Annotated in this window: 17 protein-coding genes; 11 read left to right on the plus strand and 6 right to left on the minus strand. The window is 72.2% G+C overall.

Annotated features, from left to right (window positions below):
- Positions 1-21: 21 nt before the first annotated feature.
- Positions 22-480 carry a universal stress protein gene (locus tag K1Y72_RS13435; protein ID WP_220166577.1) on the minus strand — a complete coding sequence of 153 codons (459 nt, stop codon included), beginning with the start codon at positions 478-480 and terminating at the stop codon, positions 22-24.
- A gap of 200 nt (positions 481-680) precedes the next feature.
- On the opposite strand from K1Y72_RS13435, the gene metH reads away from it, so the two are divergent.
- From metH to K1Y72_RS13475, 8 genes are all read left to right on the plus strand, one after another.
- A complete protein-coding gene (gene metH, locus K1Y72_RS13440; RefSeq protein ID WP_220166579.1) occupies positions 681-4,160 on the plus strand; it encodes a methionine synthase in 3,480 nt (1,159 codons plus the stop codon).
- 8 nt (positions 4,161-4,168) lie between these two features.
- On the plus strand, positions 4,169-4,846 hold the full coding sequence (locus K1Y72_RS13445) for an HAD family hydrolase (RefSeq protein WP_308287047.1): 678 nt from the start codon (positions 4,169-4,171) through the stop codon (positions 4,844-4,846).
- A gap of 374 nt (positions 4,847-5,220) precedes the next feature.
- A complete protein-coding gene (locus K1Y72_RS13450; RefSeq protein ID WP_220166581.1) occupies positions 5,221-5,658 on the plus strand; it encodes a hypothetical protein in 438 nt (145 codons plus the stop codon).
- Between the two features lie 501 nt (positions 5,659-6,159).
- Complete coding sequence (locus K1Y72_RS13455; RefSeq protein WP_220166583.1) at positions 6,160-7,155, plus strand: ABC transporter permease; 996 nt, start codon at positions 6,160-6,162, stop codon at positions 7,153-7,155.
- A 43-nt stretch (positions 7,156-7,198) separates the two neighbouring features.
- A complete protein-coding gene (locus tag K1Y72_RS13460) occupies positions 7,199-8,965 on the plus strand; it encodes an ABC transporter substrate-binding protein (protein WP_220166585.1) in 1,767 nt (588 codons plus the stop codon).
- A 111-nt stretch (positions 8,966-9,076) separates the two neighbouring features.
- Complete coding sequence (locus K1Y72_RS13465) at positions 9,077-10,090, plus strand: ABC transporter permease (protein WP_220166587.1); 1,014 nt, start codon at positions 9,077-9,079, stop codon at positions 10,088-10,090.
- Positions 10,090-11,160 carry an ABC transporter ATP-binding protein gene (locus tag K1Y72_RS13470; RefSeq protein WP_220166589.1) on the plus strand — a complete coding sequence of 357 codons (1,071 nt, stop codon included), beginning with the start codon at positions 10,090-10,092 and terminating at the stop codon, positions 11,158-11,160. Before K1Y72_RS13465 ends, K1Y72_RS13470 begins: the two co-directional genes overlap by 1 nt.
- A gap of 98 nt (positions 11,161-11,258) precedes the next feature.
- Positions 11,259-12,311: an ABC transporter ATP-binding protein gene (locus K1Y72_RS13475; protein ID WP_220166682.1), complete on the plus strand. Its 1,053-nt coding sequence runs from the start codon at positions 11,259-11,261 to the stop codon at positions 12,309-12,311.
- A gap of 87 nt (positions 12,312-12,398) precedes the next feature.
- On the opposite strand, the gene K1Y72_RS13480 is transcribed toward K1Y72_RS13475, so the two are convergent.
- From K1Y72_RS13480 to K1Y72_RS13500, 5 genes are all read right to left on the minus strand, one after another.
- Positions 12,399-14,906, minus strand: coding sequence for an ABC transporter permease (locus tag K1Y72_RS13480; protein WP_258572362.1), 2,508 nt, complete (start codon positions 14,904-14,906; stop codon positions 12,399-12,401).
- The gene (locus K1Y72_RS13485; protein WP_220166591.1) at positions 14,903-15,697 is read right to left on the minus strand and encodes an ABC transporter ATP-binding protein; all 795 of its coding nucleotides are present in this window, start codon (positions 15,695-15,697) and stop codon (positions 14,903-14,905) included. The genes K1Y72_RS13480 and K1Y72_RS13485 overlap by 4 nt, the downstream gene beginning before the upstream one ends.
- Positions 15,698-15,952: 255 nt before the next feature.
- Positions 15,953-16,633, minus strand: coding sequence for a response regulator (locus K1Y72_RS13490; RefSeq protein ID WP_220166593.1), 681 nt, complete (start codon positions 16,631-16,633; stop codon positions 15,953-15,955).
- Between the two features lie 79 nt (positions 16,634-16,712).
- On the minus strand, positions 16,713-17,933 hold the full coding sequence (locus K1Y72_RS13495) for a sensor histidine kinase (protein WP_220166596.1): 1,221 nt from the start codon (positions 17,931-17,933) through the stop codon (positions 16,713-16,715).
- 121 nt (positions 17,934-18,054) lie between these two features.
- Positions 18,055-18,963, minus strand: coding sequence for a RecB family exonuclease (locus K1Y72_RS13500; RefSeq protein WP_220166598.1), 909 nt, complete (start codon positions 18,961-18,963; stop codon positions 18,055-18,057).
- A gap of 196 nt (positions 18,964-19,159) precedes the next feature.
- Between K1Y72_RS13500 and K1Y72_RS13505 the strand changes: the two genes are divergently transcribed.
- The 3 genes from K1Y72_RS13505 (at position 19,160) to arc (ending at position 23,547) form a co-directional block, all read left to right on the plus strand.
- The gene (locus K1Y72_RS13505) at positions 19,160-20,395 is read left to right on the plus strand and encodes a site-2 protease family protein (protein ID WP_372452880.1); all 1,236 of its coding nucleotides are present in this window, start codon (positions 19,160-19,162) and stop codon (positions 20,393-20,395) included.
- A gap of 73 nt (positions 20,396-20,468) precedes the next feature.
- Positions 20,469-21,455, plus strand: a complete 987-nt coding sequence (locus K1Y72_RS13510) for a tRNA (adenine-N1)-methyltransferase (protein WP_220166600.1) — start codon at positions 20,469-20,471, stop codon at positions 21,453-21,455.
- A gap of 334 nt (positions 21,456-21,789) precedes the next feature.
- Positions 21,790-23,547 (plus strand): proteasome ATPase, encoded by a 1,758-nt coding sequence (arc, locus tag K1Y72_RS13515; protein WP_220166602.1) that lies wholly within the window; start codon positions 21,790-21,792, stop codon positions 23,545-23,547.
- The last annotated feature ends 171 nt before the right edge of the window (positions 23,548-23,718 follow it).

Genomic DNA, 23,718 nt, shown 5'->3' on the forward strand with positions numbered 1-23,718 from the left:
CGGCGGGGCCCGGCGCGCGCCCTACTTGCCGTCGGTGGTGTGCACGATGAGGACGTCGCCGGGCGAGCGGTGCGACAGGTTCGCCGGGACCGAGCCGAGGATGCGGCCGGCCAGGCTGTTCAGGCCGCGGTTGCCGACGACGACGAGCTCGGCGGCGCGGTCCTTGGCGATCCTGGTGATCACGTCGACGGGGTCGCCCTCGACCGCGATCGCCTCGATGTCCTGGGCGCCGGCGGCGACCGCCCGCTCGCGGGCGGCGCGCAGCGCGTCCTCGGCGGGGGTGGAGCCCTGCACCTTGTAGGCCAGGTCGCCGAGGCGGTCGGCGGCGCTGAGGCGCTCGCGCTCGGGCATGGGGCTGTAGGCGGAGGCGAGCAGCAGCGTGGCGCCGGTGGCGGCGGCAAGCTGGGCGGCCCGATCGACCGCGCGGAACGAGGTGTCCGATCCGTCGGTGCCGACGAGGATGGTGCGGTACGCGCTCATGCCGCTCCTTACCGGGGAGTAGGTGGGAGGGGGCACGCTACCGGTCCGGCGGCCCATCCGTCACGGCCCCCTTACCTCGGCACTCCTTCCCCGCCGGTCCGCGACCCTCACCCGGCGGGGATGTGAGGCGGGTCGCAGCGGCGTCCGCCATCCGGACGGATCCCGCCGCATGGCGGACGTCCCGGATAGGGTGGGGCGCCATGAGCACTCCCACATCCGAGTCGTTGCGTCAGGCCCTGAAGGAACGCGTCGTGGTGGCCGACGGGGGTATGGGGACGATGCTCCAGGAGGCCGGCCCCACGCTCGACGACTTCGAGGGCCACGAGGGCTGCAACGAGATCCTCAACGTGACCCGGCCCGACATCGTGAAGTCGGTCCACCGGGCGTACTTCGACGCCGGCGTCGACTGCGTGGAGACCAACACCTTCGGCACCAACCTCGGCAACCTCGGCGAGTACGGCATCACCGAGCGCGTCTACGAGCTGGCCGCGGCCGGCGCCCGCCTGGCCCGCGAGGTCGCCGACGAGTACAGCACCCCCGAGCGGCCCCGCTGGGTGATCGGGTCGGTCGGCCCCGGCACCAAGCTCCCCACGCTCGGCCACGTGACGTTCGCCGAGCTGCGCGACGCCTACTTCGACAACGCCCGCGGCCTGATCGACGGCGGCGCGCAGGCGATCCTGGTGGAGACCTGCCAGGACCTGCTGCAGGCCAAGGCCGCGCTGATCGGCGCCCGCCGCGCCATCGACGCCGCCGGCGCCGGCACCGTCCTCATCGGCCAGGTCACCATCGAGCAGAACGGCGCGATGCTGATGGGGTCGGAGATCGGCGCCGCGCTCACCGCGCTGGAGCCGATGGGCCTGGACCTGATCGGCCTGAACTGCGCGACGGGCCCGGCCGAGATGAGCGAGCACCTGCGGTACCTGGCCCGGCACGCCCGCATCGGGCTGTCGTGCATGCCGAACGCGGGCCTGCCCGAGCTGACCTCCGACGGCGCCCGCTACCCCCTCACCCCCGCCGAGCTCGCCGACGCCCACGACGCCTTCACCCGCGACTTCGGGCTCGGCCTGGTCGGCGGCTGCTGCGGCACGACGCCCGAGCACCTGGCGGCCGTCGTCGAGCGCGTGCGCGGCCGCGAGGTCGCCGCGCGCCGCCCGCACCCCGAGCCGGGCGCCGCGTCGCTCTACCAGAGCGTCCCGTTCCGCCAGGACACCTCCTACCTCGCGATCGGCGAGCGCACCAACGCCAACGGCTCCAAGGCGTTCCGGGAGGCGATGCTGGAGGGCCGCTGGGACGACTGCGTCAAGATCGCCCGCGACCAGGCCCGGGACGGCGCGCACCTGCTGGACCTGTGCGTCGACTACGTCGGCCGCGACGGCGTCGCCGACATGCGCGAGCTCGGCTACCGGTTCGCGACCGCCTCCACGCTGCCGATCGTGCTGGACTCCACCGAGACCGACGTGATCGTCGCGGGGCTGGAGCTGCTCGGCGGCCGCGCGGTGATCAACTCGGTGAACTTCGAGGACGGCGACGGCCCCGGCTCGCGCCTCGCGCGCCTCATGCCGGCGGTCCGCGAGCACGGCGCCGCCGTCATCGGCCTCACCATCGACGAGGAGGGGCAGGCCCGCACCGCCGCCAAGAAGGTCGAGATCGCCGCCCGGCTCATCGAGACGCTCACCGGCACGTGGGGGATGGACGTCGGCGACATCGTCATCGACACCCTGACCTTCACCATCGGCACCGGGCAGGAGGAGTCGCGGCGCGACGCCGTCGAGACGATCGAGGCGATCCGCGAGCTGAAGCGCCGCTATCCGGACGTGCAGACGACGCTCGGCCTGTCGAACGTGTCGTTCGGCCTGAACCCGGCCGCGCGCATGGTGCTGAACTCGGTGTTCCTGAACGAGTGCGTGGACGCCGGCCTGGACTCGGCGATCGTGCACGCCTCCAAGATCCTGCCGATGGCGCGGATCCCCGAGGAGCAGCGCAAGGTCGCCCTGGACCTGGTGTACGACCGGCGGAGCGAGGGCTACGACCCGCTGCACCGGTTCATGGAGCTGTTCGAGGGCGTCGACACCGCGGCGATGAAGGCCGACCGGGCCGCCGAGCTGCTGGCGCTGCCGCTCTGGGAGCGGCTGAAGCGCCGCATCGTCGACGGCGAGCTGGACGGCCTGGGCGCCGACCTGGACGCCGGCCTCGCCGAGCGCCCCGCCCTGGAGATCGTCAACGACGTGCTGCTGGACGGGATGAAGACCGTCGGGGAGCTGTTCGGGTCGGGGCAGATGCAGCTGCCGTTCGTGCTGCAGTCGGCCGAGGTGATGAAGACCGCCGTCGCCTACCTCGAACCCCACATGGAGAAGAGCGGGGAGGACGGCGGCAAGGGCCGCATCGTCCTCGCCACCGTCAAGGGCGACGTCCACGACATCGGCAAGAACCTGGTCGACATCATCTTGTCCAACAACGGCTACGAGGTCGTCAACATCGGCATCAAGCAGCCGATGTCGGCGATCCTGGAGGCCGCCAGGAGCGAGCGGGCCGACGTCATCGGCATGTCGGGCCTGCTGGTGAAGTCGACCGTGGTGATGAAGGAGAACCTGGAGGAGCTGAACTCCCGGGGCCTCGCGGGGGAGTGGCCGGTGCTGCTCGGCGGCGCCGCCCTCACCCGCGCCTACGTCGAGCAGGACCTCGCCGCGCTCTACGACGGGGAGGTCCGCTACGCCCGCGACGCGTTCGAGGGGCTGCGGCTCATGGACGCGTTCATGGCGGTGAAGCGGGGCGTGCCGGGCGCCGAGCTGCCGCCGCTGCGCGAGCGCCGCGTCAAGAAGGGCGCGACGCTGAAGGTCACCGAGCCGCAGGACATGCCGGCGCGGTCGGACGTGGCGGCCGACAACAAGGTGCCCGCGCCGCCGTTCTGGGGCGACCGCATCGTCAAGGGCATCCCGATGAAGGACTACGCGGCGTTCCTGGACGAGCGCGCGACCTTCCTCGGGCAGTGGGGCCTGAAGCCGGCCCGCGGCGGCGACGGCCCCTCCTACGAGGAGCTGGTGGAGACCGAGGGGCGGCCGCGGCTGCGGATGTGGCTGGACCGCATCCAGACCGAGGGCCTCATCGAGGCGGCCGTCGTGTACGGCTACTTCCCGGCGGTGTCCGAGGGCGACGACCTGGTGGTCCTGAACGACGACGGGTCGGACCGCGAGCGGTTCACCTTCCCGCGCCAGCGCCGCGACCGGCACCTGTGCCTCGCCGACTTCTTCCGGTCCCGCGCATCGGGGGAGACCGACGTGGTCGCCTTCCAGCTCGTCACGGTCGGGTCGCGGATCGCCGAGGCGACGGGGGAGCTGTTCGCCAAGAACGCCTACCGCGACTACCTGGAGCTGCACGGCCTGTCGGTGCAGCTCACCGAGGCGCTGATGGAGTACTGGCACACCCGGATCCGCTCGGAGATCGGGTTCGGCGCCGAGGACGGCGACCGGGTGGAGGACTTCTTCAAGCTCGGCTACCGGGGCGCCCGCTACTCCTTCGGCTACCCGGCGTGCCCGGACCTGGAGGACCGCACCGCGCTGGTGCGGCTGCTGCGTCCCGAGCGGATCGGGGTGGCGCTGTCGGAGGAGCTGCAGCTGGTGCCCGAGCAGTCGGCGGACGCCCTGGTGGTGCACCACCCCGAGGCGAAGTACTTCAACACGTGAGCGGCGGCGTGCGTCGGGAAACGGGCGGGGCGCGGCCGCCGCGGGCGGTGCTGTTCGACATGGACGGCCTGCTGGTGGACTCCGAGGGCCTCTGGCTGGAGGTCGAGGAGCGGGTCGTGGCGCGCCTCGGCGGGGTGTGGACGGCCGAGCACCAGCACGCCCTGGTGGGCGGCTCGCTGGACCGCGCGGCCGCCTACATGCTGGAGCTGACGGGCGCGGACGTGCCGCCCGCCGTCGTCGGCGGCTGGATGCTGGACGCGATGGCCGAGCGGCTCGGCGCGGGGGCGCCGCTGATGCCGGGCGCCAAGGACCTGCTCGCGGAGGTGCGGGAGGCGGGCGTCCCGGCGGCGCTGGTGTCCTCCAGCTACCGGCGGCTGCTGGAGCCGGCGCTGGACGCGATCGGGCGCGAGCACTTCGCCGTCACGGTCGCGGGCGACGAGGTGGCGCGCACCAAGCCCGACCCCGAGCCGTACCGGACGGCGGTCGAGCGGCTCGGGCTGGACGGCCCGGCGGGCGTGGTGGTGCTGGAGGACTCCCCGAACGGCCTGGCGTCGGCCGAGGCGGCCGGCTGCCGGACGGTCGCGGTGCCGGCCCTGCTGCCGATCCCCGCGGCTCCGGGGCGGACGGTGGTGGCGTCGCTGGAGGACGTCGACCTGGCGTTCCTCGGCCGCGTCGCGGCGCCGTGACCCCTGCGGCGCTCCCGCGGCGGCGCCGGCTATGACATTCGTCGCTGATCCGGTGCGCACCGGGACCGGGAGGCGGTAGGCTCCCGGTCCCGCCCGCCCGGAACGGCGCCGGAAAAAGACCGTCCTACCCGCCGTTCCGCGATCGAATCGCCGCGGGATCGTTGCCGGGCGTTGATATTCGTCTGCCTTGCGCCCGCCGCCCGCCCGCCGCCCGCAGGGGCGGCCCCCCGATACCCCGGTGCCGGATCCCAGGGTCGGGATCACGCGCAGGGAGGAGGCGCGCGGGCCGCGGAACCGTACCCCCGGAGGATCGTGCCGGCGGGTCCGGCGTGTGACGATGGGTGGGAAGAACCGTAGGGGAGTGAGGGTCCGGCATGAGCGATTCGGTCATTTTCGCGATCAGTCTCGGCGTCACCGTGCTCGGCCTGGTCGTGAGCTGGGGGCTCTACCGGCGGCGCGGCGCGGGCGTCGCGATGCGGGGCGCGGCCTGGTCGCTGGTGCCGCTCGCGGCCGCGATGACGGGCGTGACCGGTTTCCTGTCCGACCTGGTGTTCAGCCCGGCCAAGTGGGCGGGCGTCACGGTCGCGGGCCTCGCGGTGGTGCTCTACCTGGCGTCGGGCGCGATGCTCGGCCGCCGCGCGGGCGCGGGCGGCGGGCGTTCCGAGGCCGAGGGCCGCAAGGGCCGCAAGGCGGCGCGCGGCGACGCCCCGCGCGGCGCCGTCGAGCCCGCCCGGCCCGCCGCACCGGGTTCGGGCGTCGACCCCGACCTCGCCGAGATCGAGCAGATCCTGCGCAACCGCGGCATCTCCTGACCCTCGGGCCGCACTGCCCGGCGCCCGTCCCGCGCCTCCCGGGCGTTCCCGGACGGCCTCCAGGCGCCCCGTGCCGTCCCGCACGCTCTTCCGGGCCGGGGCGCCCGCCGTATCAACGGCGGGCGCCCCGGCCCTTTTCGCGCTGTCCGCAGACCGCTGACCTGCGGTCCGATGGTCTCGATCCGGACTCGGTCAGGTAAAGACCGGCGCTCCGGGGCCCGATCAGGGCCCGACCATTCCCGGGCTTTACATACGATCTGCTCGCTTTGCCTGATGTGTTGTTCAGGTCACGTGTGCCCTAGATGACGGCGAGATCACAAGTCAGAAACGGGTACTGGCGCGGGCCGCTCCACGGATGGACAGTCGTGCTCGAAGTACTAGGTTTCCCTCCAGCAAACACGGCGTATCGGGCATGGAAAGCAGTGGACGATCTCCGCTGCCCGCGGTCTCGCGCCGGGGGTGGCAGGGCCGAACCAGCGGCCGGACGTAGGAGGTAGGAGCGTGACCGCACCCATCGAGGTGACCGGTTCCGATGCCGAGGCGCAGCCGGAGGCGGTGCTCGCCGGCATCGACCGCAAGGCCATCCAGGGCCGGTCCCTGTGGCAGATCGCCTGGTTGCGGCTGAAGCGCGACAAGGTGGCGCTGATCGGCGGCGGGATCGTGGTCTTCCTCATCCTGGTCGCGATCTTCGGTCCGTTCCTGGTGCAGGACCCCAACGTCTTCCACCAGAACCTGAACGACCCGACCTTCAACCGCCCCAAGTACGGGTTCTGGCACTCGGGCATCAGCGGCGACCACTGGCTCGGCGTCGAGCCGAGCAACGGCCGCGACATGCTGGCCCGCATCGTGCACGGCGCCCGCGTGTCGCTGCTGGTGGCGTTCTGCGCGACGCTGCTGTCGGTCGTCATCGGCGTGGTCCTCGGCGTCGTCGCCGGCTACTTCGGCGGCTGGGTCGACACGATCATCAGCCGGGCGATGGACGTGTTCCTGGCCTTCCCGCTGCTGCTGTTCGCGATCGCCCTGGTCGGCGTGCTGGCCGACGCTTCGGTGTTCGGCCTGTCGGGCAACGGCCTGCGCATCTGGGTGCTGATGTTCGTCATCGGCTTCTTCAACTGGCCCTACATCGGCCGCATCATCCGCGGCCAGACGCTGTCGCTGCGCGAGCGCGAGTTCGTCGACGCCGCCCGCAGCATGGGCGCGGGCAGCTTCTACATCCTGTTCCGCGAGCTGCTGCCGAACCTGGTCGCGCCGATCCTGGTGTACTCCACCCTGCTGATCCCGACCAACATCCTGTTCGAGGCGGCGCTGTCGTTCCTCGGCGTCGGGGTCATCCCGCCGAAGCCCTCCTGGGGCGGCATGCTCTCGCAGGCCGTCTCGACCTACTCCGTCGCACCGATGTTCATGGTCATCCCCGGACTGGCCATCTTCATCACGGTCCTCGCCTTCAACCTGTTCGGCGACGGCCTGCGCGACGCCCTCGACCCCCGGGCCAAGTGACCTCGGGTTGTTCGACCCGTCTGAATGAAGGGTGCCCCAGCACATGAACAAGATCAGACCGCTTGCGGTCCTGGCGGCCGGCGTGGTCGTCAGCGCGGGCCTCGCGGCCTGCGGCGGAGGCGACGACGGCGGCTCGGGGAGCGGCCCGGGTTACAACTCCGCGATCGACAAGATCGTCAACACGTCGGACAAGAAGGGCGGCACGCTCCGCCTGGCCGACTCCGACGACTTCGACTCGCCGGACCCGGGCAACACCTACTACGCCTGGTCGCAGAACTTCGCCCGCCTGTACGGCCGCGGTCTCACGACCTTCAAGCCGGCCGCGGGCAAGGACAGCCTCCAGGTCGTCCCGGACCTCGCCACCGGCCTCGGCACCCCGAGCGACGGCGGCAAGACCTGGACCTACAAGCTGCGCACCGGCGTGCAGTACGACGACGGCACCACGGTGACCTCCAAGGACGTCAAGTACGCCGTGGAGCGCTCGAACTTCAGCGACGAGCTTCAGCTCGGGCCGAAGTACTTCAAGCAGTACCTGATCGACAACCCGACCCCCTACAAGGGCCCGTACAAGGACAAGAGCCCCGAGGGCCTGAAGTCCATCGAGACGCCGGACGACAACACCATCGTCTTCAAGCTCAAGCAGGCGTTCTCGGAGTTCGACTACCTCGTCGGCATGTCGCAGACGATCCCGGTGCCGCAGGCCAAGGACACCGGCCTGAAGTACGAGTCGGCGATCGTGTCGAGCGGCCCGTACAAGGTCGACTCCTACCAGCGCGGCAAGGTCATGACGCTGTCGCGCAACACGCACTGGCGGCAGGACACCGACCCGATCCGCAAGGCGCTGCCCGACAAGATCGAGCTGCAGCTGAAGCAGAACGCCGACGACATCGACAACCGCCTGCTGTCGGGCGCGCTGGACATGGACGTCACCGGCGTCGGCGTGCAGGCCGGCACCCAGGCCAAGGTCCTGAACGCCGACCAGAAGCCGTACGTGGACAACCCCTACCAGGGCTTCCTGCGCTTCATGTCGCTGAACGTCAACGTCAAGCCGCTGGACAACGTCCACTGCCGGACGGCCGTCCAGTACGCCACCGACAAGGTCGCCGCGCAGTCCGCCTACGGCGGCCCGCTGGCCGGCGGCGACGTCGCCACCACCGTGCTGCCGCCGTCGGTCGACGGCTACCGCAAGTTCGACCTGTACCCGCAGAAGTACCAGTCGGCGGGCGGCGTGGACCAGGCGACGCTGGACAAGGCCAAGCAGGAGCTGGCCGCGTGCGGCAAGCCGCAGGGCTTCACCACCAAGATCTCGGCCCGGTCGGACCGGCCGAAGGAAGTGGCGATGGCGCAGGCCATCCAGCAGGGTCTCGCCAAGGTCGGCATCAAGGTCGACATCGTGCAGTTCCCCGCCGGTGACTACTTCAACAAGTACGTCGGCGCCCCCAAGTACGTGCACGACCACGGCATCGGCATGATGCTGATGGCGTGGGCGGCCGACTGGCCGACCGGCTACGGCTTCCTGTCGCAGATCACCGACGGCCGCGCCATCAAGCCCTCGGGCGGCAACAACCTGGCCGAGCTGAACGAGAAGTCGATCAACGACGCCTTCGACGCCGCGATCTCCAACACCGACAAGGCCGCGCGCACCAAGGCCTACGGAGACATCGACGAGGCGATCATGAAGCAGGCCGTCGAGGTTCCGCTGATCTACGCCAAGGCGCTGCTGTACCGCCCGAAGAACGTCACGAACGCGGGCATCACCCTCGGTTACGGCGGAATGTACGACTACCTCAACATGGGCGTGACGAAGTAACCCTTCTCCACGCACGTGCGTTCATCTGAAGGCAGGTGAAGGCGACGCCCGCGGCGGGGCACGGGCCGGGCAGGTCCCGGTCCGTCCCCGCCGCGGGTGGGGCCGTTCAATGTGCTCGCATACATCATCAGGCGCCTGATCGGTGCCGTCCTCATGTTGCTGCTGGTCAGCCTGGTGACCTTCGGCATCTTCTTCTGGATGCCGAAGCTGGCCGGTCAGACCACCGACCAGATCGCGGCCTCCTACGTCGGCAAGGCGCCGACGGCCGAGGCCATCGCGGCCACCAAGGAGCGGCTGCACCTGGACCAGCCGGTGGTGCTCCAGTACGGCCACTACCTGAAGGGCATCGTCGCCGGCCAGGACTTCAAAGCCGGCCCCGAGGTCGACCACTGCCCGGCCCCCTGCCTCGGCTACTCCTTCCGCACCAGCCAGCCGGTCCTGCCGCAGCTGATCGACCGGGCGCCGGCGACGCTGTCGCTGGCCGCCGGCGCGGCCCTCCTGTGGCTGGTCAGCGGCGTGACGATCGGTGTGCTGTCGGCGCTGCGGCGCGGCTCGTTCCTGGACCGGGCGGCGATGGTCATCGCCCTCGGCGGCGTGTCGCTGCCCATCTACTTCACCGGCCTGCTCTCCCTGGCGATCTTCTCCTACAACCTGAAGATCTTCCCGGGCGGCGGCAGCTACCGGCCGTTCAGCGAGGATCCGCTGCACTGGTTCGAGTCGCTGGTGCTGCCGTGGGTGACGCTGGCGTTCCTGTACGCGGCGATGTACGCCCGGCTCACCCGGGCCGGCATGCTGGAGACGCTCGGCGAGGACTACATCCGCACCGCCCGCGCCAAGGGCCTGCCGGAGAAGACCGTCATCACCAAGCACGCGCTGCGCTCGTCGCTGACCCCGATCCTCACGGTGTTCGGCCTGGACCTCGGGCTGCTGCTCGGCGGCGCGGTGCTGACCGAGAACACCTTCTCCATCCCCGGGCTCGGCCAGCTGGCGATCGCCGCCATCAACGGCGGCGACCTGCCGGTGGTGCTCGGCGTGACGCTGCTGGCGGCCACGTTCGTGGTGCTGCTCAACCTGGTCGTGGACGTCCTGTACGCGGCCATCGACCCGAGAGTGAGGCTGGGCTGATGACCGCCAGCGACGAGACCGCTCCCGCGGAGTTCGCCGAGCGCGCCCGGCCGTCGGCGTTCCTCGAGGTCCGCGACCTGAAGATCCACTTCCCGACCGACGACGGCGTGGTGAAGTCGGTGGACGGCCTGTCGTTCCAGCTGGAGCGCGGCCGCACCCTCGGCATCGTCGGCGAGTCGGGGTCGGGCAAGTCGGTGACGAGCCTCGGCATCCTCGGCCTGCACAACCGGCAGAACGCCCGGGTGTCCGGGGAGATCTGGCTGGACGGCCAGGAGCTCGTCGGGTCCACGCCCGAGCAGGTGCGCCGGCTGCGCGGCCGCCAGATGGCGATGATCTTCCAGGATCCGCTGTCGTCGATGCACCCCTTCTACACGGTCGGCAAGCAGATCATCGAGGCCTACCGGGTGCACAACGACGTGTCCAAGGCGGTGGCGCGCAAGCACGCCATCGACATGCTGGGCCGCGTCGGCATCCCCAAGCCCGACCAGCGGGTGGACGACTACCCGCACCAGTTCTCCGGCGGCATGCGCCAGCGCGCGATGATCGCGATGGCGCTGTCCTGCGACCCCGAGCTGCTGATCGCCGACGAGCCGACCACGGCGCTGGACGTGACGGTGCAGGCGCAGATCCTGGACCTGATCCGGGACCTGCAGGAGGAGTTCAACTCCGCCGTCATCATGATCACCCACGATCTGGGCGTGGTCGCCGAGCTGTCCGACGACATCCTGGTGATGTACGCGGGCCGCTGCGTGGAGTACGCCGCGGTGGAGGACGCCTTCCACCGGCCGCTGCACCCCTACACCTGGGGGCTGCTCGGGTCGATGCCGCGGCTGGACCGCGAGCGCAGCGAGCGGCTGATGCCGATCAAGGGCTCGCCGCCCAGCCTGATCAACGTCCCGGACGGCTGCCCGTTCCACCCGCGCTGCCCCTACGGCGAGCTCACCGGCGGCAAGGCCGACACCGAGCGGCCCGAGCTGCGCGAGCTGGAGCCGGGGCACAAGGCGGCCTGCCACCTCCCGCTGGAACAGCGGCGGGAGATCTGGAACGCCGAGATCGCGCCGAAGCTGTGATGAGCGGGGACACCACTGTGAGCACTTCCAAGACCATTCAGGACGCCGCCAAGCCGGCGCCGGAGCCCGCGCCCGAGCCGAGGCCGCAGGGCGAGGTGATGCTGGAGGTCGACAACCTCGGCAAGCACTTCCCGGTGACGGCGGGGCTGCTGCGCCGCCAGGTCGGCGCGGTCAAGGCCGTGGACGGCGTGTCGTTCTCGGTCCGCAAGGGCGAGACGCTCGGCCTGGTGGGGGAGTCGGGCTGCGGCAAGTCCACCACCGGCCGCATGATCATGCGGCTGCTGGACCCCAGCTTCGGCAGGATCACCTTCGAGGGCCGCGACATCACCAAGCTGTCGCGCGGGCAGATGCGGCCGCTCCGCCGCGACCTCCAGATGATCTTCCAGGACCCGTACTCGTCGCTGAACCCGCGCCAGACGGTCGGCGCGATCGTGGGGGCGCCGTTCCGGCTGCAGAACATCCGGACCGAGCACGGGGTGAAGCGCGCGGTCCAGGACCTGCTGGAGCTGGTCGGCCTGAACCCCGAGCACTACAACCGGTACCCGCACGAGTTCTCCGGCGGGCAGCGCCAGCGCATCGGCATCGCCCGCACGCTCGCGCTGAAGCCCAAGCTGATCGTGGCCGACGAGCCGGTGTCGGCGCTGGACGTGTCGGTGCAGGCGCAGGTGGTCAACCTGATGGAGGACCTGCAGGACGAGCTCGACCTCACCTACGTGGTGATCGCGCACGACCTGTCGGTGGTGCGGCACATCTCCGACCGCGTCGCGGTCATGTACCTCGGCAAGATCGTGGAGGTGGCGGACCGCGCCGAGCTGTACGAGCGGCCGATGCACCCCTACACCAACGCGCTGCTGTCGGCGGTGCCGGTGCCCGACCCGTCGCTGCGCGAGGGCCGCGAGCGGATCCGGCTGCAGGGCGACGTGCCGTCGCCGCTGGACCCGCCGCCGGCGTGCCGGTTCCACACCCGCTGCTGGAAGGCGCAGGAGATCTGCAAGACGGTGGAGCCGCCGCTGGTGCGGCTCAGCCCGGGGCACGAGGTGGCCTGCCACTTCCCCGAGAACGCCACGGTGAGCGAGACCGACACGGTCGCCAAGGCCGCCGTCGCGCACGGCGCGTCCCCCGACGAGGCGCCCCTCGCCGACCAGGACTGACCGCGGCTCTCCACCGCGCAAGCGGCGCGCGAGGCGAAGGCCCGGCCCCCGAACGGGGGCCGGGCCTTCGCCTTGTCCTGCGGGACGTCACTCGGTGGAGATGGCCTTCAGCACGTCCATGCGGCCGGCGCGCCAGGCGGGCCACAGGGCGGCGAGGACGCCGATGGCGGCGGCGATCGCGAGGTAGATCGCCAGGGTGCCGCCGGGGATCGCCAGGACGTCCAGGCCGTCGTCGGCGAGGGCGTTCTGCAGGGCGGCGCCGAACGCCACGCCAATGCCCATGCCGAGCAGGGCGCCGAACACCGCGATGACGATGGACTCGACGCGGATCATGCGGCGCAGCTGGAGGCGGCTGATGCCGATGGCGCGCAGCAACCCGATCTCGCGGGTGCGCTCGGTGACCGACAGGGCGAGGGTGTTGACGACGCCGACCGCCGCGATGACGATCGACATCACCAGCAGGATGGTGAGGAAGTTGACGAACTGGTCGACCTGCCCGTTGACCTGGTCCTTCACCGCCTGCTTGTCCTGGACCTTCAGCGCCGGGTTGTCCTTGACGGCGTTCTTCAACGCGGCGGTCTTGGCCTTGGTGGCGCCGCCGGCGTCGATGACGAGGGTGTCGACGACGGGCTTGTCGGCGTGGGCGAGGTAGACCTTCGCGGGGGCGATGATGCCGCCGAGGAAGTCGCTCTTCTCGTAGATGCCGCTGACGCGCAGCGGCACCGTGCTGTGGTCGGCGAACGCGGCGGTCAGGGTGCCGCCGACGGCGACGCCGCGCTTCTCGGCGGTCTTCTTGTCCAGCAGCACGCCGTCCGCGCCGGCCCGCGCACTACCGCTGATCATGTCGAGGCGGGCGGCGCGGGCCAGGGCGGCGACGTCGCCGGCGATGTAGGAGGAGTTGCCCTTGGCGGTGCCGAACAGGGCTTTGCCCACGTACACCGGCACGGTGTTCCGCACGCCCGGGACGGCGGCGACGCGCTTGGCGTCGGCGGGCGACACGCCGCCGCCGCCGGTGCCCGAGACGGTGTAGTCGGCGCCGAACTGCTGGTCGATCTGGGCGCCGACCGAGGCGCGCATGGAGGACCCGAGGACGTCCACGGCCGTCACCAGCGCCAGGCCGATCATGAGGGCGGCGGCGGTGGCGGCGGTGCGGCGCGGGTTGCGCAGCGCGTTCTGCCGGGCGAGGCGGCCGGTGGCGCCGAACAGCTTGGTGAACGGCCAGCCGAGGACCTTCACGACGGGGACGCTGATGACGGGGGCGAGCAGCGTCACGCCGAGGAACACCCCGAAGGCGCCGGCGCCGACGATGGCGGCGGGGTTGCCGCCGTCGCCGCCGAGGCCGAGGGCGATGAGGGCGGCGCCGGCGAGGGTGAGCAGCGCGCCGGCGGCGACGCGGACGCGCAGGGACCGCTGGGGGAGCGCGACGTCGTCGCGCATCGCGGCGACCGGGGGGATCTTGGCGGCGCGGCGGGCGGGGAAGTAGGCCGACACGACGGTGACGAGCACGCCGACGAGGTAGGACACCCAGATGGGGGTGGCGGTGACGGTGAGGCCGCCGCCGCTGCCGATGAGGCCCTGCAGCAGCGCGGCGAGGCCGGCGCCGGCGGCGATGCCGAGGGTGGAGCCGACGACGCCGACGGCCAGGGCCTCGCCGAGGACGGCGCGGGTGACCTGGGCGCGGGCGGCGCCGATGGCGCGCAGCAGCGCGAGCTCGCGGGTGCGCTGGGCGACCAGCATGGAGAAGGTGTTGAAGATGATGAACGCCCCGACGAAGATCGACACCAGGGCGAAGGACAGCAGCAGGGCGCGGAAGAAGCCCATGAAGGAGGCGATGGCGTCCTTGCTCTCGGCGCGCATGGCGGTGCCGGTGATGGCCTCGGTGCCGGCGGGCAGGACGCGGGCGACGCGGGCGCGCAGCACGTCCTCGGGGACGCCGGTGCTGCGCGCGGTGATGTCGGTGAAGTAGCCGGGCTTCAGCATGAGGCGCTGGGCGGTGGCGGTGTCGAACGCCACGGTGGTGGCGCCCATCATGTCGCCGCTGTCCATGACGCCGACGATGGTGACGGGCTGGACGCCGGAGGTGGTGACGACGCGGGCGCGGTCGCCGGCCTGGTAACCGGTCTTCTTCGCCATGGCGTCGCCGATGGCGATCTCGCCGCCGGCGGCGGGGGCGCGGCCGGAGACGATGGCGGTGAGCGCGCCGGGGGTGTAGTTGATGCCGAGCTGCGGCGCGCCCTGCCCCTCATCGCCGACGATCTTGCCGTCGCGGCCGACGAGGGCGGCGTAGCCGGTGACGTTGCCGGTGGCGTTCTTGACGCCGGGCACGGCGGCGACCTTGGCGAGCAGCGCGGCGGGGACGGGGCCGCGCTCCTTCTCGCCCTGGTCGTCGGTGCCCTCGCCGAGGGCGGTGCCGCGGACCTGCACCGCGACGTCCTTGCCGATCTTGTCGAAGAGCTGGTCGAACCGGCCGTTCATGGTGTCGGTGAAGATGAGGGTGCCGGCGACGAACGCGACGCCGAGGATGACCGCGACGGCGGTGAGCACCAGCCGGATCTTGTGCGCGGCCAGGTTGCGGAGGGTGACCCTGCCCATCATCGGGCCATCGCCCCCGGCAGCTCGAAGCCCTTCATGCGCTCCAGGACGCGCTCGGCGGTCGGCCGCTGCATGGTGTCGACGATGCGGCCGTCGGTGAGGAACAGCACCTGGTCGGCGTAGGCGGCGGCGTTGGGGTCGTGGGTGACCATGACGATGGTCTGGCCCATCTCGGTGACCGAGTCGCGCAGGAACGTCAGGACCTCGGCGCCCGACCGCGAGTCCAGGTTGCCGGTCGGCTCGTCCGCGAAGATGATCTCGGGGCGGGAGGCGAGGGCGCGGGCGCAGGCGACGCGCTGCTGCTGGCCGCCCGACAGCTCGGTCGGCCGGTGCGACAGCCGGGGCCGCAGCCCGACGGTGTCGACGACGCGGTCGAGCCATTCGCGGTCGGGCTTGCGGCCGGCGATGTCCATCGGCAGGGTGATGTTCTCCAGCGCCGTCAGCGTCGGCACCAGGTTGAACGCCTGGAAGACGAACCCGACCTTGTCGCGGCGCAGCCGGGTGAGCTGCTTGTCCTTGAGCTTGGTGAGGTCGGTGCCGCCGATGTAGACCTCGCCGGAGTCGACCGAGTCCAGGCCGGCCATGCAGTGCATGAGGGTGGACTTGCCCGACCCCGAGGGGCCCATGACGGCGGTGAAGCGGCCGCGGGGGATGTCCACCGTCACCGCGTCCAGCGCGATGACCTGGGCGTCGCCGCGCCCGTAGACCTTGGCGATGCGGTGGGCCGACGCGGCGACGTCGTCCGCCCCGGGCGCGGGCTGCGCGTCGGCGGTGGGTGGGGCGGTGTTCGTCACGGGTGGCTCCCCTTGCAGAAGTGGTCGGGCGCCCGGAGGCCCGGGCGGGCGCGGGACCGTCCCCCGCGGCGGCCCCGTCCCCTGGAACACTAGAAGCCGCGGGGGCCCGGGGGATGGGCCCAGGGAAGGGACTATCGGCTCCACCCGTGGTGGGAGATCCCGGCCCCGGCTTCGTCCCCAGGGACCAGGGGACCCCTACCAACGACGGGGGGCGCCCCAGGGTTTCCCCGGAGCGCCCCTGCGCGGCGGGCCGCGTCAGCTCTGGCCGGGCCTGCTCAGCCCCGTCTCGTAGGCGTACACCACCGCCTGCACCCGGTCGCGCAGCCCGAGCTTGGCGAGGACGTTGCCGACGTGGGTCTTCACCGTCGTCTCGCTCACCACCAGCGCCGCGGCGATCTCGGCGTTGGACTGGCCGCGCGCGACATGCGACAGCACCTCGCGCTCGCGCTCGGTCAGCGTCGCGAGGCCGGGCGGCGGCGCGGAGTCGCGCACCGACGGCAGGCGGGTGGCGAACTTGTCCAGCAGCCGCCGCGTCACCGACGGCGCCACGATCGCGTCGCCGGCGGCGACGATGCGGATCGCGGCGACCAGGTCCTCGGGCGGGGAGTCCTTCAGCAGGAACCCGCTGGCGCCGGCGCGGACCGCCTCGATGACGTACTCGTCGAGGTCGAAGGTGGTGAGGATCAGCACCTTGGGGTCGTGCGAGGCGGCCTCCTCCCGGATGATCCGCCGGGTCGCCTCGATGCCGTCCACGCCCGGCATGCGGATGTCCATCAGCACCACGTCGGGCAGCAGCGAGCGGGTCAGCTCGACCGCGGCGGCGCCGTCCCCGGCCTCGCCGACCACCGCGATGTCGGGCTCGGCCTCCAGGATCAGCCGGAACCCCGTCCGCAGCAGCGGCTGGTCGTCCACCAGCAGCACCCGTACCGCGCTCATCGCCCCGCCCCGTTCCCGGCCGCGCGCCCGCCCGTGCCCCGGGCCGCCGCGCGCTCCGCTCCGTTGTCGTCGCCCAAATCTATGCCTCCAGCGGGAACCTGGCGCGCACGCCGAACCCGCCGCCGACGCGGGGGCCGATGCGCAGCTCCCCGCCGTACAGCGCGACCCGCTCGTACATGCCGACCAGGCCGTGGCCGGGCTTGTCGCCGCCGTCGGCCATGATCGTGGCGGTGCCGCGGCCGTCGTCCTCGATCTCCACCGTCAGGTCGGCGGCGGAGTAGTAGAGCCGCACCCAGGCGCGCGCCTTCGGCCCGGCGTGCTTGAGGGTGTTGGTGAGGGCCTCCTGGATGAGGCGGAACGCCGCCACGTCGACGCCGGGCGAGGGGGTGCGGGCCTCGCCCTCGATCCACAGCTGGACGGCGAGGCCGGTCTCGCGGACGTGGTCCAGCAGCGCCCCGAGGTCGCCGAGGCCGGGCTGGGGCGCGAGCTCGCGGCCGGCCTGGTCGGCATCGCGGTCGGTGCGCAGCACCCCGACGATGCGCCGCATCTCGCTGAGCGCGGTGCGGCCGACCTCCTCGATGGTGGACATCGCCTCGCGCGCCCCGTCGGGGTTGCGGTCGATGATGCGGCGCGCGGCGCCCGCCTGCACCGTCATCACGCTCACGTGGTGGGCGACGACGTCGTGCAGCTCGCGGGCGATACGGGACCGCTCCTCGATGCGGGCGGCGCGCGCGTCGGTGCCGCGCGCGCGCTCCAGCCGCGCGGCCCGGTCCTCCAGCTCGGCGAAGTAGGCGCGCCGCAGCCGCAGGTTGCGGCCGAGCACCCACACCCCCACCACCAGGGCGTTGTTGGTCAGCACCGACACCGTCTCGACGCCCGAGGGCAGCAGGTACAGCATCACGTTGAACACCGCGAGCGCCGCGACGCCGCCGAGCGTCGCCCGCGCCAGCCCCCGGTGCGCCGCGACGCCGTACACCGCGATCAGCAGCAGCACCGCGTCGCTGATCGTCGGCACGTAGTCGCCGACGGTGAGGCCGATCTCGGCGGCGAGCACCACCGCCAGCGTCGTCATGGGCCACACCCGCCGCAGCGTCAGCGCCATCGCCCCCACGACGATCAGCAGCGCCTGCCACACGTCGGGGTCGCGCCAGTGCACGTCGTCGTCGACGCCGATCCGCTGCCAGAACACCTGGAACAACCCGAGCGCGAGCAGCAGCACCGCGAGGAACGCGTCACCGCCCTGCGGGCGCGCCTTCAGCCAGGCACGGCAGGCACGCAGACCTCGGATGCGGGGTGACACGATTCTCACCCTAGGAGGTCGCGCCAGGTGGTGAGCCCTCCTGAACGCCGATCCCCGGTCCTCCTTGCGGAGGAGACCCCGGCCCCGGCGCCCCGCCGCACGGGCGGCTCACCCGGGCGGCTCAGAGGTCGTCGCGCTCGCGCGCGGCCGACTCCAGGTCGGCGGGGGAGGGACGCACCACCGGCCGCTCGGGCAGCGGCGGGGGAGTGCCGCCCCACACCGGGCACCGCGCCTTGTGGTCGCACCAGTCGCACAGCCGGTTCCGGCGGGGCCGCCAGTCGCCGGTGTCCATCGCCCGCCGGATCGCCTCCCACAAGGCCAGCACCTTGCGCTCGGTGGCCCGCAGGTCGGCCTCGTCGGGCGCGTAGCGCAGCACCTCGCCGTCGCCCAGGTACATCAGCTGCAGCAGCCGCGGCACCGCACCGCGCACCCGCCACATCACCAGGGCGTAGAACTTCATCTGGAACAGCGCCCGCGCCTCGAACCCGGCGCCGGGCGCCGACCCGGTCTTGTAGTCGACGATGCGGACCTCGCCGGTCGGGGCGACGTCCAGGCGGTCGATGAACCCGCGCAGCTTCAGCCCCGACTCCAGCACCGTCTCCACGAACACCTCGCGCTCGGCCGGCTCCAAGTGCCGCGGATCCTCCATTTTGAAGTAGCGCTCCAGCTGCCGGGCGGCCTGCTTCAGCCACGCCGCCTGCTCGGCCTCGCCCGCCGCGTCCCCGGGGAACAGCCCCGCCAGCTCGGGCTCCTCCTTCAGGAGCCTCTCCCACTCGGGGCCGAGCATCCCCTGCGCGGCGCCGACGGTGCGCTCCCCGGCGGGCAGGTCGTACAGGTGCTCCAGCACCGAATGCACGAGCGTGCCCCGCACCATCGCCGGGCTCGGCTTCTCGGGGAGCTTGTCGATGACCCGGAACCGGTACAGCAGGGGGCAGGTCATGAAGTCGCCCGCCCGCGAAGGCGACAGCGATCCGATGACCTCGCCCGCCGCCGGGGCGGGCTCTCCGGTGGTCGGCTCGGTGGTCGTCATGTCATGGCAGCGTAGGCGACACCTCCGACGAAAGGGCGCGGTCCCGGCCGGACGCGCCGGGCGCCCGCCGCGGCCCCGGACCGATCACGGCGGGGACCTGCGCGGGGACCGGTGCGGGGGCCCCGGGGGAGCATGACGGGGATCACGGCGGGTCGGGGGAGCCGCGCCCCGCGCCGGGGGCCGTAGCATCGGTGCCGTGACAGACAGCGCACCCCCGACCGAGGACACCACCCCCGCGGGCCCCGGGCCCGGACCCGCGGGCCCGGGGCCCGACCGGCCGGGGCGCGGCGCCCCCGACCCCGGATCCGACCCCGGCCCCGAGGACGGGACGCGCCGCCCCGGCCTGGCGTTCGGGCGCCCCTTCGGCATCCCCGTCTACGTCTCCCCGAGCTGGTTCGTCGTCGCGCTCGTCGTCACCCTCATGTTCGAGGGCCAGGTCGACGACGTGGTGGGGCGGCCGGGCAGCTACGCCGTCGCGTTCGCCTACGCGCTCCTGCTGTACGGGTCGGTGTTCGTCCACGAGCTCAGCCACGCCGTCACCGCCCGCGTCCTCGGCCTGCCCGTGCGGTCGGTGACGCTGCACATCCTCGGCGGGGAGACCTCGATCGGCCGGGAGGCGCCGACGCCGGGCCGCGAGTTCCTCATCGCCTTCGCCGGCCCCCTCACCAACCTGGTCCTGGCGGGCGCCGGCCTGGCCCTGCACGCGTTCGCGCCGCTGCCGGACGTCGCGCTGCTCCTCGTCGGCGCCCTCACCTACGCCAACCTGCTGGTCGGGGTGTTCAACCTGCTGCCGGGCCTGCCCCTGGACGGCGGCCGCATGGTCCGCGCCGCCGTGTGGAAGGCCACCGGCCGCGCCCGCAACGGCGCCCTGGCGGCCGCCTGGATCGGCCGCGCCGTCGCCGTCGCCTGCCTCGCGTTCGGCGCGTTCGTCAGCGCCGGCGGCGGGGGCGGCTTCGGGTTCCTCGGGCTGCTGTGGTCGGCGATGGTCGCGGCGTTCATCTGGGTCGGCGCGACCCAGGCCATCACCGCCGAGCGCATCCGCGACCGGGTGCCGCTGCTCGCCGCGCGCCGCCTGGCCCGCCGCGCCGCCGAGGTCACCGCCGACGTGCCGCTCGCCGAGGCCGTCCGCCGCGCCCAGGAGGCGCAGGCCGGCGCCATCGTCGTCGTCGACCACGACGGCCGCCCCCGCGGCCTGGTCAGCGAGAGGGCCGTCCTCGCCACGCCCCCGCAGCGCCGCCCCTGGATCTCCGTCGGCGACCTGTCGCGCGGCCTGGAGGCCGACCTCACCCTGCCCGCCGACCTCGCCGGGGAGGACCTGCTCGTCGCGCTGCGCCGCGCCCCCGCCTCGGAGTACCTGCTCGTCGAGCCCGACGGGCGGCTCTACGGGGTGCTGGCGGTCGCCGACGTCGACCGCGCCTTCGCCGGGACCTGACCCCGGGCGGCGCCCGGGCGGGGAAGGCCGCGATGGCCGGTCCGGTGCCCGCGCACCGCTAGCCTTGACCCCCATGAGCGAACCTTCCTCCACCGCCGTCCCCGCCGGTCAGGCCGCCTCCGGCGGCACGTGGACCGGCCGGATCCCGCACGGCCCCTTCCGGCCCGGCGACCAGGTTCAGCTCACCGACCCCAAGGGCCGCATCAACACCGTCACGCTGCAGGCCGGCAAGGTCTACCACTCCCACAAGGGCTCGGTCCCGCACGACGAGATCATCGGCAGCCCCGAGGGATCGGTGTTCCGCTCCACCGGCGGCGTGGAGTACCTGGCGTTCCGGCCGCTGCTCACCGACTTCGCCGTCCGCATGCCGCGCGGCGCCGCCGTCGTCTACCCCAAGGACGCCGCGCAGATCATCGCCCAGGCCGACATCTTCCCCGGCGCCCGCGTCGTCGAGGCCGGCGCCGGCTCGGGCGCCCTGTCGTGCTTCCTGCTGCGCGCCGTCGGCGAGCACGGCCTGGTCTCCTCCTACGAGCGCCGCGCGGACTTCGCCGAGATCGCCCGCGGCAACGTGGAGAGGTTCTTCGGCGGCCCGCACCCCTCCTGGCGGCTCACCGTCGGGTCGCTGGAGGACGCCCTCGCCGAGACCGAGGTCGACCGCGTCGTCCTGGACATGCTCGCGCCCTGGGAGTGCGTCGACGCCGTCGCCAAGGCCCTGGTGCCCGGCGGCATGGTCTGCGTGTACGTCGCCACCACCACCCAGATGTCGCGGGTGGTGGAGGACCTGCGCGGCCACGGCGCGTTCGCCGAGCCCTACGCCTTCGAGACGCTGCTGCGGTCCTGGCACGTGGAGGGCCTCGCCGTCCGCCCCGACCACCGCATGATCGGCCACACCGGCTTCCTGGTGACCGCGCGGCGCCTCGCCGACGGCGTCGCCCCGCCGCTGCGGCGCCGCCGCCCCGCCAAGGGCGCCCACCCCGCCGAGGACGCCCCGGCCGTCCCCGCGGCCGCCGCCGGGACCGTCCCGGAGGCGCCCGCGGTGGCGGAGGGTGACGAGGCGTAAGTCACATCGGGCCGCCCGCGCGCCGCGACGCGCCCGGGCGGCGGCTACCCCCGGTCATCGCGTCACAGGGATTTAACCCGCGGTGCCCGCTCCGGAACGGGGCGGACATAGGGCATGAAAAGGGCAAATCTTGCGGCGGCGTTCGGGACGAACCCTCCGATTTCCCGCCCCGCGGCCGCCCCGCCGCAATCCTTCCCGCCACCCCGCCCGCCCCCCGCACCCCCCAAGATCACCCCGGTACGGCAGGAGAACCGAAGCGGCAGGTTACGGAAGCCCTCCAGATAGGTAGGGTCTCAGTAGGTCGTCGGCTCTCTTCGTGAGGAGGTGACGGGGCGTGGCCGCTCGTGACGATGCAGGGGCGCGCAGGCAGCACGACAAGGAAGCCAGAGACTTCCAGACGCAGGTGTCCTTCTTGGAGGAGGAGATCTCCGTGCTGCGGCGCAAGCTCGCCGAATCCCCGCGTCAAGTAAGGGTTCTAGAGGAACGCCTCCATGAGGCGCAGGCCAACCTGGCCGCAGTGACCGGACAGAACGAACGTCTCGTGTCGACGCTCAAGGAGGCGCGCGAGCAGATCATCGCGCTCAAGGAGGAGGTCGACCGGCTGGCCCAACCGCCATCCGGCTACGGCGTCTTCCTCGAGGCACGCGACGACGGGACCGTCGACATCTTCACCGGCGGACGCAAGCTGAGGGTCAACGTCAGCTCCGCCGTCGACGTCGACGAACTCCAGCGCGGCCAGGAGGTCATGCTCAACGAGGCGCTCAACGTCGTCGAAGCCCTCTCCTTCGAAGAGCAGGGCGAGGTCGTCATGCTCAAGGAGCTCATCGGCGACGACCGGGCCCTGGTGATCGCGCACGCCGACGAGGAGCGCGTCATCAAGCTCGCCGAGCCGCTGCGCGGCCTCCCCCTCCGGGCGGGCGACTCGCTCATGCTCGAATCCCGCTCCGGATACGCCTACGAGAAGATCCACAAGGCCGAGGTCGAGGAACTCGTCCTCGAAGAGGTCCCCGACATCTCCTACGAGGAGATCGGCGGCCTCGGCTCCCAGATCGAGATGATCCGCGACGCCGTCGAACTGCCCTACCTGCACGCGGACCTGTTCCGCGAGCACCAGCTGCGCCCCCCCAAGGGCGTCCTGCTGTACGGGCCCCCCGGCTGCGGCAAGACCCTCATCGCCAAGGCCGTCGCCAACTCCCTGGCCAAGAAGGTCGCCGAGCAGACCGGCCAGGAGGGCAAGAGCTTCTTCCTCAACATCAAGGGCCCCGAACTCCTCAACAAGTACGTCGGCGAGACCGAGCGCCACATCCGCCTGGTCTTCCAGCGCGCCCGCGAGAAGGCCAGCGCCGGCACCCCGGTCATCGTCTTCTTCGACGAGATGGACTCCATCTTCCGCACCCGCGGATCCGGCGTCTCCTCCGACGTCGAGAACACCATCGTCCCCCAGCTCCTCAGCGAGATCGACGGCGTCGAGGGCCTGGAGAACGTCATCGTCATCGGCGCCTCCAACCGCGAGGACATGATCGACCCCGCGATCCTGCGCCCCGGCCGCCTCGACGTCAAAATCAAGATCGAACGCCCCGACGCCGAAGCCGCCAAGGACATCTTCTCCAAGTACATCCTGCCGGGCCTGCCCCTGCACCCCGACGACGTCAAGGAGAACGGCGGCGACGCCGACAGCGCCGTCGACGCCATGATCCAGCGCGTCGTCGAACGCATGTACACCGAGAACGAGGAGAACCGCTTCCTCGAGGTCACCTACGCCAACGGCGACAAGGAAGTCCTCTACTTCAAGGACTTCAACTCCGGCGCCATGATCCAGAACATCGTCGACCGCGCCAAGAAGATGGCCATCAAGCAGTTCCTCGACACCGGCCAGAAGGGCATGCGCATCGCGCACCTCCTCGAGGCCTGCGTCGACGAGTTCTCCGAGAACGAGGACCTGCCCAACACCACCAACCCCGACGACTGGGCCCGCATCTCCGGCAAGAAGGGCGAGCGGATCGTCTACATCCGCACCCTCGTCTCCGGAACCAAGGGCAACGACGCCGGCCGCTCCATCGACACCGTCGCCAACACCGGCCAGTACCTGTAACACCCGCACCACCGCACCACCACGGCGCGGCGGCCCCCACCGGGCCGCCGCGCCGAACCACGTCCAGCCCCGGACCACCCCCGACCAGCACAAAACCCCCACCCCGCCGCCGACACCCCCGCGCCACCCCGCCCCGCCCCATGGCTCCACCCCGCCCGCCCCGATAGGCTC

It is taken from the genome of Actinomadura parmotrematis (assembly GCF_019458805.1).
GTDB classification, from domain to species: domain Bacteria; phylum Actinomycetota; class Actinomycetes; order Streptosporangiales; family Streptosporangiaceae; genus Spirillospora; species Spirillospora parmotrematis.